The following is a 15,105-nucleotide window of genomic DNA, read 5'->3' as shown; positions in this document are numbered from 1 at the left end:
CCACTCACCAACCGTCCGCCGGGGCGGCGCGGCACGCTCAACTGTCCGTTGGTCGGGGCTCGTCCGAGGGGTTGGTGAGTGGTGCGCGTCCGGTGATCCGGACGCAGCAGTGGCCTGGGGTGGGGGCGAGTTCGGCCTGGAGTGGGGCGTCGAGGCTGGTCAGGAGGCCGGCTACCAGGTGCAGGTTCATGCCGCAGACCAGTTGCGGGTGGTCCTTCGCCAGTCGCCGGAACGGGCAGTTCGCCAGCGCGATCCCGTCCTCCTCCGGCCGTGGCTCGAAGCCATGCGCCTCGAGCACCTGCACCAACACGTCCCCCTCACCGCGGTCGCGGGCGGTTCGGCCGAGTGCTTCGCCGTACTCGTGGGCTCGGCGGTTGACCGCCTCGCGAGGGGTGAGGCCGGTGGTTTCGGCGTCCTGGATGGCGGTGGCGAGGAGGTGGCCGGCGACGGCGTACTGGCGTTCGGGGAGGGTGATCTCGATCTCGCGGTCGGAGCGGTGGTACAGCTTCGCGGGGCGTCCCGCGCCCGGGCCGGTGCGGCCGGTGCGGCGCTCGTAGCAGGTGTCGAGCAGACCCTCTTCGGTGAGCTTGTCGAGGTGGAACGCGGCCGTGGTCCGCGGCAACCCGAGCGCACTCGCGGCATCGTCCCGGCTCACCGGTTCGGGCCGGCTGACGACGTACTCGTAGAGCCGGCGACGAGTCGGCTCCTCCAGTACGGCGACCGCCTGAACGGCGGCATCCCAGGGCGTGTCCACGGAATGATTCTATCGACAACATCGGTTGGTCAAACAGTATGATGTCAGTTCGTTGATACCTCAGGGAGTGTGCAGATGGCGATCTCGGCCGACCTCGAGTCCGTCCCCCTCCATATCGTCGCGCGCCGGGCGGAGATCGACCTGCCCGCCGCGCAGCGAGCCGTCGCGGACCTGCTGACCGCCCTCGGGCGGGACCCGCAGAGCGCGCACCTGGCGGAGACCCCGCGCCGGGTTGCGAACGCGTACGCCGAGATGCTGACGCCGCGGGAGTTCGAGCTGACCACGTTCCCGAACGACGAGGGGTACGACGAGCTCGTCCTGGCCAAGGACATCCCGGTGCAGTCGCTGTGCGAGCACCACCTGCTGCCGTTCCAGGGCGTCGCCCATGTCGGGTATCTGCCCGGCGACCGGATCCTCGGGCTCTCGAAGCTGGCCCGGGTGGTGGAGCTGTTCGCGCGCGACTTCCAGGTGCAGGAGCGGCTGACGAAGCAGGTCGCCGATTGGCTCCAGGACCACCTCGACCCGAAGGGGGTCGGTGTCGTGATCGAGGCCGAGCACCAGTGCATGTCGTTGCGCGGCGTACGTGCGGCAGGCTCGCGGACGGTCACGTCGTCGCTGCACGGGATCCTGCGCGACAGCCCTAGTTCGCGGCAGGAGTTCTTCGCGCTGACCGGCCTCACCCCGTAAGGGCAGCCAGGCGACGTTTCGGTCAGGCCGACGCGGCGGCCGACTGGTGGTGGTGGGTGCGCCGGCCGGTGGCGAGAATGTGCGTGAGCTCGCCGGGCAGGAGGTCGGTGCCTGGTACTGGTTCCATCTCGGAGACGTCCAGCCAGCGCACGACGGTGGCGCCGCAGTGGCCGTGAACGGCGAGGATGGAGTCCAGGTCCGGCCAGACGGCCGTCGACGGATTCGCGCCGTGCCAGCGCAGGGCGACCGAGCCGTCGGTGAACACACAGCCTTCGGCGACGACGCCGGTCCCGGAAACTCCACTGATGTCGGTGTAACGAACGAGTTCGAATGTCTGGGGTTTCACCGGCCACACCCCGTGTGGCATGAAAGAGCTGCCATGATCCTTTCCCCGTAGCGGCGTGGTTGGGCTCTCGCCACAAACCGGGGACAAATACCGACTGTCAGCGGGGAAGGACGGTCTGTAGCGACTCATCTTCTCAAGACAAGCTAGAACCAAACCCCGGAACACGCCAGACCTGAATCCGCGTGTCTCAATCCTCGACCCGTGATCGAATACCACGGTGTTCCTGACGATTGGTACCGATCTGGCCGGAGAAGACGCGCCCGCGAGCGATTTCGGGTTCCTGTTGCACAAGAACCCGGCCCGTCCGCAGGCGATCGACGTCACCGGGGGATCGGCCCATGTGTTCTACCCGGAGGCGACCGGCGAGCGTTGTACGGCGGCGGTGCTGCTCGAGATCGACCCGATCGGCCTGGTGAAAGCCGGCCGCGGTAAGGCGGCCGAAGGCTTCACCCTCGGGCAGTACGTCAACGACCGCCCGTACGCCGCCTCCAGTCTGCTCGCCGTCGCGCTCGGGAAGCTCTTCCGTACGGCGATGAACGGCCGCTGCGACGCCCGCCCGGACCTCGCCGCGCGCCCGATCCCGCTCGAGGTCCACGTCCCGGCGCTCCCGTGCAACGGCGGCGCCGATCTCGCCGAGCGGTTCTTCGCGCCGCTCGGCTGGACCGTCGACGCCCGCCCGGTGCCGCTCGATCCGGAGATCCCGGCGTGGGGTGATTCGCGGTACGTCGACCTGCGGCTGACCGGCGTACTGCGGCTGGCCGACGCACTCAAGCACCTGTACGTGATGCTCCCGGTCCTCGACGACGCCAAGCACTACTGGGTCGGATCGGACGAGGTGGACAAACTCGTCCGCGCCGGCGAGGGCTGGCTGGCCGCGCATCCCGAGAAGGACCTGATCTCGCACCGCTACCTCGCGCACCGGCGCTACCTGGCCGACGCTGTCCTGGAGCGGCTGGCTGAGGTGGACGGGGTCGAGCTGGCCGAGGAGAGCCCGGATGAGGGCTCCGTGTCGCTGGCCGTCGAACGGCGTACCACGGTGGCCGCCGTACTGCGGGAGCTCGGTGCGCGGCGGATCGCGGACATCGGATGTGGTGAAGGCGCGCTGGTCGGCGAGCTGCTGAAGGACCCGATGATCGGCGAGCTGATCGCGACCGACGTGTCGGCACGGGCGCTGATCGCGGCCAAGCGTCGGCTGCATTACGACGACCTGCCGGATCGTCAGCGCGACCGCCTGAAGTTCCTGCAGTCGTCGGTCACGTACGCCGACGAGCGACTCGCCGGGCTCGACGCCGTCGTACTGATGGAGGTCGTCGAGCACGTCGACCCGCCACGGCTGCCTGCCCTGGCGGACTCGGTCTTCCGCGCGGCACACCCTGCCGCGGTCGTCGTCACCACCCCGAACAGCGAGTACAACGTGCGCTTCCCGTCGCTTCCGGCCGGCAAGTTCCGCCACCCGGACCACCGCTTCGAGTGGACCCGCGCGGAGTTCCGGACCTGGTCCCAGCAGGTCGCGGACCGCTTCGGCTACACCGTGCAGTTCCGGGCCGTCGGTGCCGAGGACCCTGAGGTAGGACCGCCGACCCAGCTGGCACTGTTCCGTCGGGAGGACGCCCGATGAAGATCGACGTACCGGCTCTCTCGCTGATCGTGCTCGTCGGTGCCAGCGGCTCCGGCAAGTCCACGTTCGCGCGCAAGCACTTCCTGGCCACCGAGGTGATCTCGAGCGACTTCTGCCGCGGGCTCGTCTCGGACGACGAGAACGACCAGGCCGCGACGAAGGACGCCTTCGAGGTGCTCCACTTCATCGCCGGGAAGCGGCTGGCCGCCGGGCGGTTGACGGTGATCGACGCCACCAACGTGCAGCCGGAGGCCCGCAAGGAGCTCGTGAACCTGGCCCGCGAGTACGACGTACTCCCGGTCGCGATCGTGCTCGACCCGCCGGAGCGGGTCTGTGTCGAGCGGAACGAGCAGCGGTCTGACCGGCAGTTCGGGTCGAAGGTGATCACCCGGCAGCGCTCGCAGCTGAAACGCGGCCTGCGGAGCCTGAAACGTGAAGGCTTCCGGACCGTTCACGTGCTGGAGAGTGTCGAGGAGATCGATGCCGTCAGCCTCGAACGGACCCGGCTGTACAACGACCTGACCGACCGGACCGGCCCGTTCGACATCATCGGCGACGTACACGGGTGCCGTCCCGAACTCGAGCGGCTGCTCACCGATCTCGGCTACACGCTGACCCGCGACGACGTGGGCCGGCCCGTCGACGCCGTACACCCGGACCGGCGGGCGATCTTCGTCGGTGACCTCGTCGACCGCGGTCCCGACTCTCCCGGCGTACTCCGGCTCGTGATGGGAATGGTTGCGAGCGGCAACGCTTATTGCGTTCCCGGCAACCACGAGGACAAGCTGCTGCGCGCGCTGCGGGGCAAGAACGTGAAGATCAGCCACGGTCTCGAGACGACGCTCGAGCAGCTGGCCGCCGAGCCTTCGGAGTTCCGCGATGAGGTCGCGGCGTTCATCGACGGGCTGATCTCGCACTACGTGTTCGACGGCGGCAACCTCGTCGTTTCGCACGCGGGTCTCGTCGAACGGATGCACGGTCGTACGTCGGGTCGCGTCCGTTCGTTCTGCCTGTACGGCGAGACGACGGGGGAGACCGACGAGTTCGGGCTGCCGGTGCGCTACCCGTGGGCGAACGACTACCGCGGTCGCGCGACGGTCGTCTACGGGCACACGCCGACGCCCGAGCCGGAGTGGATCAACAACACGATCTGCCTCGACACGGGCTGCGTCTTCGGCGGATCGCTCACCGCGCTGCGCTACCCGGAGCGGGAGCTGGTGGCGGTGCAGGCGGCCGAGGAGTACTACGCGCCGGCGAAACCGTTGCATGTGGCAACGGCGCCGTCGCGCGAGCCCGACGTACTGGAGCTGACCGACGTGACCGGTCGCCGGGTGATCGAGACCGCGTCGCACGGACGGCTGAGCGTCCGGGCCGAGCAGGCCGGTGCGGCGCTGGAGGTGATGAGCCGGTTCGCGATCGATCCGCGGTTCCTGCTGTACCTGCCGCCGACGATGAGCCCGGTCGCGACCTCGCCGGAGCCGGGATTGCTGGAGCACCCGCGGCAGGCGTTCGAGACCTTCCGGGGCCAGGGCGTCACCGAGCTGGTGTGCGAGGAGAAGCACATGGGCTCTCGGGCAGTCGTGCTGCTGACGCGCGACGACGGCCTGGCCGAGAAGCGGTTCGGTCTGGCCGGCCGCGGCGCGATCCACACTCGCACCGGGCGGTCGTTCTTCGGCGCGGAGCTGACCGACGAGCTGCTGCTCCGCCTGCGCTCGGTCGCCTCTGCTGCTGGTGTCTTCGAGGAACTCGATACGTCCTGGCTGCTGCTCGACGCCGAGCTGCTGCCGTGGAGCGCGAAGGCCGAGGACCTCCTCCGGAACCAGTACGCCGCCGTCGGCGCGGCCGCTCGTACGTCGTTGCCAGCAGCAACCGCCGCGCTACGTTCCGCCCAGGCGACCGGCCTGGACGTCGGTGACCTGCTGGCGTCGGCCGAGCGCCGTACGGCGAACGCGGAGCGGTTCACGGCGGCGTACCGACGGTACTGCTGGCCGACCGACGGGCTGGACGGCGTGCGACTCGCGCCGTTCCAGGTGCTTGCGTCCGAAGGGGCGACGTACCAGGAACAACCGCATGCCTGGCACCTCGGTGTCGCGGACCGGATGGTTGCCGCGGGCCCGGAGTTGATCACGCAGACGCGGCGGCTGTTCGTGGACGCGGAGAACTGGGACGCCGGAGTCGGGTGGTGGGAGGAGCTGACCGGGGCCGGGGGAGAGGGCATGGTGGTGAAGCCCGCCGCGAACCTGACCCGCACGGCGAAGGGTCTTGCCCAGCCGGGGCTGAAGGTGCGCGGGCAGGAGTACCTGCGGCTCATCTACGGCCCTGACTACACCGAGCCGGCGAACTTCACCCGCCTCCGCGACCGCAATCTTGGCCACAAACGCTCTCTGGCGCTCCGGGAGTACGCCCTCGGCCTGGAGTCCCTCGACCGCGCTGCCCGCGGAGAACCGCTGTGGCGCATCCACGAGTGCGTCTTCGCCGTACTGGCGCTCGAGTCCGAACCGATCGACCCCCGCCTCTGAATCACTGCCTCTAGATCACTGCCGCCTGCGCACAACGACAACGGTGAGCACTGCAACGACGAGCATGACGGCCGGTAGCGCGCCGGCTGGGTCGTCCTGGACCACGACCGCGTTGCAGGCTGCTGTTGGTGCCAGACCGATCGCGACCGGGATCACCGCGCCCCGGTCGCCGCGATGGATGCCGTAAAGGACCAGTGGGGTGAGCAGCCACAAGGCGAACAGCAGGACGAAGCCGGGCGCGACGGAGCCGAAACTGTTCAGGTCACCACCGTCCATCAACCACCCGAAGCCTCCGACGGCGAGGGCGATGACCGCGACCGCGACCGGTGACCAGCGGAGGCCGGTGCGCAGGTCGAGCGTCCGTCGAGCCGCTGCGAGCGCGAGGTAGCAGCCGATCGCCACGAGCTCCACGACTGCCGTCACGAGGATGAGCTGCGGCGGATCGAGCGCACTCCCTATGGAGTCGACGCTCGGGGGACAGGGCTCGCCGCCCGCTGTTCGGTGGCAGGACTCGAACCCGGGCGACGGCCACCACTCGTAGGCCGCCCAGAGCACGAGGAGGCTCAGGAAGCTCACGGCGGCGGTGACGCGGAACAGGTTGCCGGCGGGCTTGGTGGGCCGACGGCGGAGATCGAGGCGTGGGGCGGTCACGGAAACACGATGCCGCTGCAGAGGGCCACCGAATCGTCACGGGGCGGATCGTTTCTGGCGTGTAAACGTCTTCCGTTTGCTCTTGGCAAGGTGTGACATTGCACTTAGGGTCTGTGCAATGTCACACGGCACAGAGTCGAACCTAGGGCTGAGCGTGGAGCTGACCGGAGGGTTGCTGCACGACTGGCAGCAGCGGAACCGGCGGGCGACGATCCCGCACGCGATCAGGGAGCTGCGCAAGGCCGGGAACCTGGAGAACCTCCGGCGGCTGGCCGACCCCTCGGTCGAGCCGTACCGCGGGCGGTACCCGTTCCTGGACACCGACCTCTACAAGACGCTGGAGGGCCTCGCCTATGAGGTCGACCGCGACGACGCGCCGGCCGGTGCGCGGGAGTTCTTCGACGAGGTCGTCGAACTGCTCGAGCAGGCGCAGGCCGAGGACGGCTATCTGAACTCGTACTTCCAGGACCCGGACCAGCCCAAGCAGCCCTGGTCGGACCTCGGCTGGGGCCACGAGCTCTACAACCTCGGCCACCTCATCCAGGCGGCCGTCGCGGCGCAGCGTCGATTGTCTGATGGTCGATTGCTGACAATCGCCCGGCGGTTCGCGGATCTCGTTGTCCGGAAGTACGGCGAACGCGGCGAGGAGGTTGTCGACGGGCATCCCGAGGTCGAGATGGCGCTGGTCGAGCTTTATCGTGAAACCGGCGACGAGGACTACCTCACCCAGGCTCGTCTGTTCGTGGACCGGCGTGGTCAGGGGAAGCTCAAGCACACGATCTTCCCGGGGGAGTACTTCCAGGACCACGTGCCGTTCCGCGAGCTGCCCTCCGTCACCGGTCACGCCGTACGGATGGCGTACCTCGCGGCGGGCGCGGCCGACGTCCACCTGGAGACCGGCGATCCGACGCTGCTGGCAGCGCTGGAGCGGCTGTGGGACGACATGGTCGCGACCAAGCTGTACCTCACCGGCGGGCTCGGCAGCAGGCACTCCGACGAGGCGATCGGCGACAGGTACGAGCTGCCGTCGGAGCGGGCGTACGCCGAGACGTGTGCGGCGATCGCGACGATGCAGTGGGCCTGGCGGATGTTCCGCGCCACCGGCAAGGCGTCGTACCTCGACGTGTACGAGACCGTGCTCTACAACGCTTATGCCGTAGGGCTTTCGGCCGACGGTACGGCGTTCTTCTACGACAACCCGCTGCAGCGCCGGCCGGACCACGAGCAGCGCTCCGGGATGGAGGACGGCGGCGAACTGCTCCGGCGCGCGTGGTTCGGCTGCCCGTGCTGCCCGCCGAACATCATCCGCTGGATGTCCGAGCTCCAGGACCACGTCGCGATCCACCGCGACAACACGTTGTACGTCGGCATCTACGCCAACGCCCGCCTCACGACCGAAGACCTCACCGTCACCGTCACCACCAACTACCCGTGGGACGGCGAGATCACGCTGACCGTCGAGGACGCACCGGCCGAGGAGCGGGCGATCGCCCTCCGTGTCCCGCGGTGGGCGGCCGGCGCCGAGCTGTCCGTGCCCGGAGCAGACGAGGGCAACGAAGAGCGGATAGCGGCGGTGGACGGATGGGCCGTGGTGCGGCGGACGTTCGCCGCCGGCGACGTACTGAGGCTGACGTTGCCGATGGCACCGAGAGCGCACGGCTCGCACCCGTACCTGGATGCGACCCGAGGCGCGATCGCGGTCGCCCGCGGACCGCTGGTCTATTGCGTCGAGCAACAAGATGCCGCGGCGCCGATCGACGACCTGCTGCTCACGCCGACCGCCGTAACCAAGGCGATCGCGCGGCAGCAGGACGACCATCTCGTGCTCGAACTGACCGCCGGTGTCGCGCCGGCGGCGCCTTCCGAGCTCTACCCCGTGCTCACCGAACAGACCCCAGAATCCGCCATCGACGAGGTACCGGTGACGTTCGTGCCGTACTTCCTCTGGGGAAACCGTCAGGCCCTGGCCATGCGTGTGTGGCTGCGAACGGAAAGAGAAGACTGATGAAGAGAACTTCCATGCTGGTGGGGCTCGTGGCATCGGCGGCGCTCGCGCTGACCGCGTGCGGCGGCGGCACGTCCGGCGCGACCGGTGAATCCGCCGGTCCCGGCGCCAAGGCCGCGCAGGGCGGCACGCTCCAGGTGCTCGCGAACGCGGCGTTCTCGCACCTCGACCCGGCCCGCGGTTTCGACGGCGGCGTCAACAACTTCTACCGGCTGATCTACCGCACACTCACCACCCAGGGCGCCGCACCGGGTGCCGACGGCACCAAGATCGTGCCGGACCTCGCCACCGACACGGGCAAACCGTCCGACGGCGGCAAGACCTGGACGTTCACGCTGAAGGACGGCCTGTTCTTCGAGACCGGTGCGCCGATCACGAGTGCCGACGTGAAGTGGGGCGTCTCGCGGGCCTGGGATCCGGAGATCGGCATCGGCTCGCCGTACGCGAAGCAGCTGATCGAGGCGCCCGCGTCGTACCAAGGGCCCTACAAGTCGGGTGACCTGGCGACGATCGCGACGCCGGACGCGAAGACGATCGTGTTCCACCTGAAGAAGCCGTACGCCGACTTCGGCAGCGTGGTCGCGCAGAACACGTTCACGCCGGTGCCGAAGGGGCAGGGCGCGGGGAACGCGCTGGACAGCAAGCCGATCGCGTCGGGGCCGTACAAGGTGTCCGAGTACAAGCCGGGCGCGTCGCTCAAGGTGGTCCGCAACGACAAGTGGGACAAGAAGACCGACGACGTACGACAGGCGAACCCGGACGCGTTCCAGTGGACGTTCGGCCTCGACCCGGCGACGATCGACGAGCGGATGATCGCCGGCCAGGGTACCGACGCCGACGCGATCGCCGGCACCATCCAGGCCGCCACGGTGGCCCGGGTCCAGACCGCGCAGCTCAAGCAGCGCACGATGAGCGGTCTCGGCGGCTGTACGACGTACATGGGGCTGAACTCCACGAAGAAGCCGCTGGACAACGTGAAGGTGCGGCAGGCGATCAACCTCGCCGTGAACAAGCAGACCGTCCGCGACGCGGTCGGCGGGTCGACCCTCGCCGAGATCGCCACCAGCATCCAGCCGCCGACCATCGCCGGCCGGGTGGACTACGACCCGTACCCGAGCCCGGACCACAAGGGTGACGTCGACGGCGCTCGCAAGCTGCTCACCGAGGCCGGTTTCGCCAGTGGCTTCACGATGACGCTGGACACCCGGGCGCAACCGAAGATGCAGGCGATGGCGGTCGCGATCCAGCAGGCGCTCGAGCCGCTGAAGATCACTGTGAAGATCAACACCATCGACACCGCGACGTACTACGAGGTGATCGGTACGACGTCGCAGCAGCACGACGCGGCGATCACCGGCTGGTGCCCGGACTGGCCGTCCGGCGCGACCTTCCTGCCGCCGCTGTTCGACGGCCGCAACATCACCGCGAAGGGCAACAGCAACCTGTCACAGCTGAACGACCCGGGCGTGAACGCGAAGATCGACGAGATCGCCAAGCTGACCGATGTGAAGGCTGCGAATGCGGCGTACGGCGAACTGGACAAGCAGATCATGGCGCTGGCGCCGGTCGTCCCGCTGCTGTACGAGAAGGTCCTGATGCTTGTCGGTAGCAACATCGGTGGCGCCTACCTGCACGACGGGTTCTCGGGTGGCATCGACCTGGTGTCGGTCGGATTGAAGGACAGCGGCAAGTGACAGCCAGCCCTACCCTCGTCGAGGTCGAGGAGGCGGTGCCGTCGTCGGCACCGCCCACCTCGGGCCGGCGGATCCTGACCACGGTCACGCGGGACAAGGGCGCGCTGGCCTGCCTGGTGTTCCTGGCGATCGTGGTCCTGATGGCGGTCGCCGCGCCGCTGATCACCAAACTCAGCGGCTGGGGGCCGTACCAGTTCGACTCGGCCGCGATCAACTCCGACCTCGGCGGCGTACCGCACGGTTCGCTCGGCGGGATCAGCGGCTCGCACTGGTTCGGCGTCGAGCCGCAGAACGGCCGCGACCTGTTCGCGCGGATCGTGTACGGCGCGCGCGTGTCGATCACGATCTCGCTGTCGGCAACCCTGCTGACCGGGATCCTCGGCGTCGTGCTCGGCATGCTCGCCGGGTTCTACCGCGGCTGGATCGACCAGGTGATCTCGCGGCTGATGGACTTCCTGATGGCGTTCCCGGCGCTGATCTTCATGATCGCGATCCTGTCGTCGCTGCCGTCCGGGAACCGGCCGGTGCTGCTGGTCGTGGTGATCAGCGCGTTCGGCTGGCCGTACCTGGCGCGGGTGATCCGCGGCCAGACGATGACGCTGGCGAACCGTGAGTTCGTCGAGGCGGCGCGGGCGTCCGGGGCGAAGGACTCCCAGGTGGTGTTCCGGGAGATCCTGCCGAACCTGCGCGGCTCGATCGTCGTGATGACGACGCTCGCGATCCCCGGCTACATCGGTACCGAGGCGGGTCTGTCCTTCCTCGGCGTCGGCGTCTCGCCGCCGACCGCGTCCTGGGGCCAGATGATCTCGAGCTCGGTGAGCTGGTACTCGGTGGATCCGATGTTCTTCGCGATTCCCGGCCTGTTCCTGTTCCTCACGGTGCTCTCGCTGACCGTCCTAGGCGACAAGATCCGCACCCTCATCGACCAGGGAGAAGCCGCATGATGCGCTACGTCCTAGGCCGGCTCGGGGGCGTCGTACTGATCCTGCTGGCTGTCTGCCTGTTCACGTACCTGATCTTCTTCAAGCTCTCACCGGATCCCGCGGTGATGATCTGCGGCAAGACGTGTACGCCGGAGCGCATCGACTCGATCCGTGACGTGCTGGGGCTCAACCAGCCGCTGCTGACGCAGTTCTGGGACTTCTTGAGCGGGATCTTCGTGGGCCGTGACTACGGCTCGGTGCACTGCTCGGCGCCGTGTCTCGGGTACAGCTTCCAGACCAACGAGTCGGTGTGGAGCATGATCACCGCGCGACTGCCGGTGAGCATCACGGTCGCGGTCGGTGCCGCCGTACTCTGGCTGCTCGTCGGCGTGATCGGCGGTCTGGTCAGCGCGGTCAAGCAGGGCACGTGGTGGGACCGGTCCGCGATGGGCCTCGCGCTCGGCGGCGTGAGCGTGCCGAACTATGTGCTCGCGCTCTTGCTGCAGTACGTGCTGGTCGTGAAGCTGCAGTTGCTGCCGTTCCCGTCGGCGGTGCCGTTCGCGGACAACCCGCTGCTGTGGTTCGAGTCGTACCTGATGCCGTGGGTCGTGCTGGCCGTCGGCTACGCCTGTCTGTACGCACGGCTGACCCGGAGCAACGTCATCGACACGCTGGCCGAGAACTACTACCGGACCGCGCGGGCCAAGGGACTCAACGGCGCGTTGATCATGCGCCGCCACGCCTTGCGGCCCGCGCTGACGCCGATCACCACGATCTTCGGGATGGACTTCGCCGGCCTGCTCGGCGGCGCGCTGATCACCGAGACCGTGTTCGGGCTGAACGGGATCGGCAAGATGGCCGCCGACTCGATCGCCAAGAACGACCAGCCGGTGATCATGGCGGTCACCCTGCTCGCCGCCTTCTTCGTTGTCATCGGCAACGTTGTGGTGGACCTGCTGTACACGGCCCTCGATCCACGGGTACGGGTGGTGTCGTCATGAGTGACGAATTGTTCGTTGTCGACAATCTGACTGTCACTTTGCCGACCAGTCGCGGACCGGTCGACGTGGTGAAGAACGTGTCGTTCACGGTCGGTCGGGACGAGACGGTCGGGATCGTCGGCGAGTCCGGGTCGGGCAAGTCGATGACCGCCCTCGCCGTACTCGGGCTGCTGCCGCGGGGCGCCCGTACGTCGGGCAGCGTCCGGCTGGACGGTGCCGAGTTGCTCGGGCGCTCGGACCGCGACCTCAGATCCGTGCGTGGCAACGCGATCTCGATGGTGTTCCAGGACCCGCTGTCGTCGCTGAATCCCTACTACACCGTGGGATTGCAGATCTCCGAGATGTACCGAACACACCGCGGTGGATCGCGGAGTGCGGCCCGGAAGGTCGCGATCGAGGCGCTGGAGCGGGTGCACATCCCGGATGCGGCGCGGCGGGTCGACCATTACCCGCACCAGTTCTCCGGCGGCATGCGGCAGCGCGTGATGATCGCGATGGCGTTGTGCTGTTCGCCGTCGTTGCTGATCGCGGACGAGCCGACGACCGCGCTCGACGTGACCGTGCAGGCGCAGATCCTGGAGCTGCTCGGCGAACTGCAGTCGACGACCGGGACCGGGATGATGTTCATCACCCACGATCTCGCGGTGATCAGCTCGATCGCCCAGCGGGTGCTGGTGATGCAGTCGGGTGATCCGGTCGAGTACGGGACCGCGGAGCAGGTGTTCTCGGCTCCGCGGCACGAGTACACGCGGATGCTGCTGGACGCCGTACCGCGGATCGATGACGAGGTGCTCTCATGACGCTGTTGCAGGTGCGGGGCGTGACGAAGGAGTTCGTCACCCGGGGCGAAGGGACGATGGCTCGCAGGTCGACGTTCACCGCCGTCGATGACGTGAGCTTCGAGGTCGAGCTCGGTGAGACGCTCGCGATCGTGGGGGAGTCCGGCAGCGGCAAGTCCACGACCGCGCGGATCGCGGCGCGGTTGCTCGAGCCGACGGCCGGTACGGTCGTGTTCGACGGGCAGGACGTGACGAAGGCCAGGGGCAGGGAGCTGGCGACGTTCCGGAACAACGTGCAGGTGGTGTTCCAGGACCCGTTCTCGTCGCTGAACCCGCGGTACACGGTCGAGCGGATCGTCACAGCGCCGCTGACGTACCAGGGGATCACGCCGAAGGGCGGGCGGCGCGCGTTCACGCAGGAGCTGATGGAGCGGGTCGGTCTGAACCCGGACCACTGCCGGCGCTACCCGGCGCAGTTCTCCGGCGGGCAGGCGCAGCGGATCGGGATCGCCCGGGCGCTCGCGGTGAACCCGAAGCTGGTGATCTGCGACGAGGCGGTGTCGGCGCTGGACGTGTCGATCCAGGCGCAGGTGCTGGAGCTGCTGATGCGGCTGCAGCGGGAGAGCGGGTTCAGCTACGTCTTCATCGCGCACGACCTGGCCGTCGTACGGCAGATCTCGCAGCGGGTCGCGGTGATGAACCGAGGCAGAATCGTCGAGGTGGGGACACGGGACCAGGTGTTCGGGGATCCTCAGGACGAGTACACGAAGACGCTGCTGGCCGCCGTACCGCGGATCAACCCGGAATGGGACGCCAGACGCAGGGGGAAAGAGGCTTCATGACGAGCTACACGATTCCGGGGATGCACGTTCGTGAGCACGAGGTTTCGGTGCCGCTGGACTGGTCGGATCCGGGCGAGTCGATCACCGTGTTCGCGCGGGAGCTGATCGATCCGACGCGGAAGGACGAGGACCTGCCGTGCCTGCTGTTCCTGCAGGGCGGTCCCGGTGGGAAGGGGCCGCGGCCGACCGGTGTGTCGGGGTGGATCGAGCACGCGTTGAAGAACTACCGGGTCGTGCTGATGGACCAGCGCGGCACGGGCCGGAGTACCCCGGTCAGCGGGCGGCGGATGGCGTCGATGTCGGCCGAGGAAGGCGCCGACTACCTGGCGTGCTTCCGGGCGGACTCGATCATCTCGGACGCCGAGCAGCTGCGGAACAAGGTCTTCGGTGGCCGCCGCTGGTCGACACTCGGCCAGAGCTACGGCGGTTTCCTCACGCTCACCTACTTGTCCAAGGCGCCTGACGCCTTGACCGCGTGCTACGTGACCGGTGGGCTCGCGTCGATCGACCCGTCGGCGGCCGAGGTGTACCGGCGGACCTATCCGCGGGTGGCGGCGAAGAACCGGGAGTTCTACCGGCGGTACCCGCACAACGTGGAGCGGATCGGCCGGATCGCGGACCGGCTGGCGGAGTCCGACGTACGGCTGCCGGACGGGGATCGGTTGACGGTGCGGCGGTTGCAGTCGCTCGGGATCGACTTCGGGATGAAGCCCGGGTACGAGCGCATCCACTGGCTGATCGACGAGGCCTTCAACGGCGACGAGCTGTCCGACGGCTTCCTCGGGCAGGTGCTGGGATCGTCGTCGTACCTCGCGGAACCGCTGTTCGCCGCGCTGCAGGAGAGCATCTACGGATCCGGTGACGGGGCGACCGGGTGGGCGGCCGAGGCGGAGCGGGCGCGGCATCCCGAGTTCGCCGAGGACGCGCGGCCACTGCTGTTCACCGGCGAGATGATGTACCCCTGGATGTTCTCCGAGATCCGCGGGCTGCGGCCGTTCCAGGGCGCGGTCGAGGTGCTGGCGCAGCGGCCGCGGTGGCCGGAGCTGTACGACCTCGAGCAGCTGGCCGCGAACGACGTACCGGTGGCGGCCGCGGTGTACTTCGACGACATGTACGTCGACTCCGGGCTGCAGCTGGACACCGCGCACCGGGTCGGCAACGTGCAGGCGTGGGTGACGAACGAGTACGAGCACGACGGGTTGGGCACGCAGCGGGTCTTCGAGCGGCTCACCGAGCTGGTCGCATCCGTCGGGGGTGGCATCCCGAATCACTGATGACCGGTGCTT

General features: G+C 68.4%; 13 protein-coding genes. 10 read left to right on the top strand and 3 right to left on the bottom strand.

Annotated elements, in window-relative coordinates; all coding sequences use genetic code 11:
* Nucleotides 1-37: 37 nt before the first annotated feature.
* Nucleotides 38-754 carry a helix-turn-helix transcriptional regulator gene (locus E0H45_RS27250; protein ID WP_131342512.1) on the bottom strand — a complete coding sequence of 239 codons (717 nt, stop codon included), beginning with the start codon at nt 752-754 and terminating at the stop codon, nt 38-40.
* 75 nt (nt 755-829) lie between these two features.
* Between E0H45_RS27250 and folE the strand changes: the two genes are divergently transcribed.
* On the top strand, nt 830-1,441 hold the full coding sequence (gene folE, locus E0H45_RS27245) for a GTP cyclohydrolase I FolE (protein WP_131342511.1): 612 nt from the start codon (nt 830-832) through the stop codon (nt 1,439-1,441).
* A gap of 22 nt (nt 1,442-1,463) precedes the next feature.
* Here the strand turns inward: folE and E0H45_RS27240 are convergent, their stop codons facing one another.
* On the bottom strand, nt 1,464-1,787 hold the full coding sequence (locus tag E0H45_RS27240) for a hypothetical protein (protein ID WP_131342509.1): 324 nt from the start codon (nt 1,785-1,787) through the stop codon (nt 1,464-1,466).
* 217 nt (nt 1,788-2,004) lie between these two features.
* Here E0H45_RS27240 and E0H45_RS27235 point away from each other — a divergent pair, with 217 nt between their 5' ends.
* Entirely contained in the window at nt 2,005-3,405 is a 1,401-nt protein-coding gene (locus tag E0H45_RS27235) for a 3' terminal RNA ribose 2'-O-methyltransferase Hen1 (protein WP_131342507.1), read from the top strand.
* Nucleotides 3,402-5,924: a polynucleotide kinase-phosphatase gene (locus E0H45_RS27230; protein WP_131342505.1), complete on the top strand. Its 2,523-nt coding sequence runs from the start codon at nt 3,402-3,404 to the stop codon at nt 5,922-5,924. The genes E0H45_RS27235 and E0H45_RS27230 overlap by 4 nt, the downstream gene beginning before the upstream one ends.
* 15 nt (nt 5,925-5,939) lie before the next feature.
* Here E0H45_RS27230 and E0H45_RS27225 read toward each other — a convergent pair whose 3' ends face one another.
* Complete coding sequence (locus E0H45_RS27225; RefSeq protein ID WP_131342503.1) at nt 5,940-6,575, bottom strand: hypothetical protein; 636 nt, start codon at nt 6,573-6,575, stop codon at nt 5,940-5,942.
* Nucleotides 6,576-6,693: 118 nt separating this feature from the next.
* Between E0H45_RS27225 and E0H45_RS27220 the strand changes: the two genes are divergently transcribed.
* The 7 genes from E0H45_RS27220 to E0H45_RS27190 are packed head-to-tail and all read left to right on the top strand — an operon-like array spanning nt 6,694 to nt 15,093.
* On the top strand, nt 6,694-8,580 hold the full coding sequence (locus tag E0H45_RS27220) for a glycoside hydrolase family 127 protein (protein ID WP_131342501.1): 1,887 nt from the start codon (nt 6,694-6,696) through the stop codon (nt 8,578-8,580).
* A complete protein-coding gene (locus E0H45_RS27215; RefSeq protein WP_238155312.1) occupies nt 8,580-10,274 on the top strand; it encodes an ABC transporter substrate-binding protein in 1,695 nt (564 codons plus the stop codon). The genes E0H45_RS27220 and E0H45_RS27215 overlap by 1 nt, the downstream gene beginning before the upstream one ends.
* Nucleotides 10,271-11,218 carry an ABC transporter permease gene (locus E0H45_RS27210; RefSeq protein ID WP_131342499.1) on the top strand — a complete coding sequence of 316 codons (948 nt, stop codon included), beginning with the start codon at nt 10,271-10,273 and terminating at the stop codon, nt 11,216-11,218. The genes E0H45_RS27215 and E0H45_RS27210 overlap by 4 nt, the downstream gene beginning before the upstream one ends.
* A complete protein-coding gene (locus E0H45_RS27205) occupies nt 11,215-12,198 on the top strand; it encodes an ABC transporter permease (RefSeq protein ID WP_131342497.1) in 984 nt (327 codons plus the stop codon). Before E0H45_RS27210 ends, E0H45_RS27205 begins: the two co-directional genes overlap by 4 nt.
* Nucleotides 12,195-12,998 (top strand): ABC transporter ATP-binding protein, encoded by an 804-nt coding sequence (locus E0H45_RS27200; RefSeq protein ID WP_131342495.1) that lies wholly within the window; start codon nt 12,195-12,197, stop codon nt 12,996-12,998. The genes E0H45_RS27205 and E0H45_RS27200 overlap by 4 nt, the downstream gene beginning before the upstream one ends.
* On the top strand, nt 12,995-13,819 hold the full coding sequence (locus E0H45_RS27195) for an ATP-binding cassette domain-containing protein (RefSeq protein WP_131342493.1): 825 nt from the start codon (nt 12,995-12,997) through the stop codon (nt 13,817-13,819). Before E0H45_RS27200 ends, E0H45_RS27195 begins: the two co-directional genes overlap by 4 nt.
* Nucleotides 13,816-15,093, top strand: a complete 1,278-nt coding sequence (locus E0H45_RS27190; protein WP_131342492.1) for an alpha/beta fold hydrolase — start codon at nt 13,816-13,818, stop codon at nt 15,091-15,093. The genes E0H45_RS27195 and E0H45_RS27190 overlap by 4 nt, the downstream gene beginning before the upstream one ends.
* Nucleotides 15,094-15,105: the final 12 nt, after the last annotated feature.

It is taken from the genome of Kribbella soli (assembly GCF_004331345.1).
GTDB classification, from domain to species: domain Bacteria; phylum Actinomycetota; class Actinomycetes; order Propionibacteriales; family Kribbellaceae; genus Kribbella; species Kribbella soli.
The sequence above is the reverse complement of the archived record's forward strand: the minus strand, read 5'-3'. Positions and strand labels throughout refer to the sequence as shown.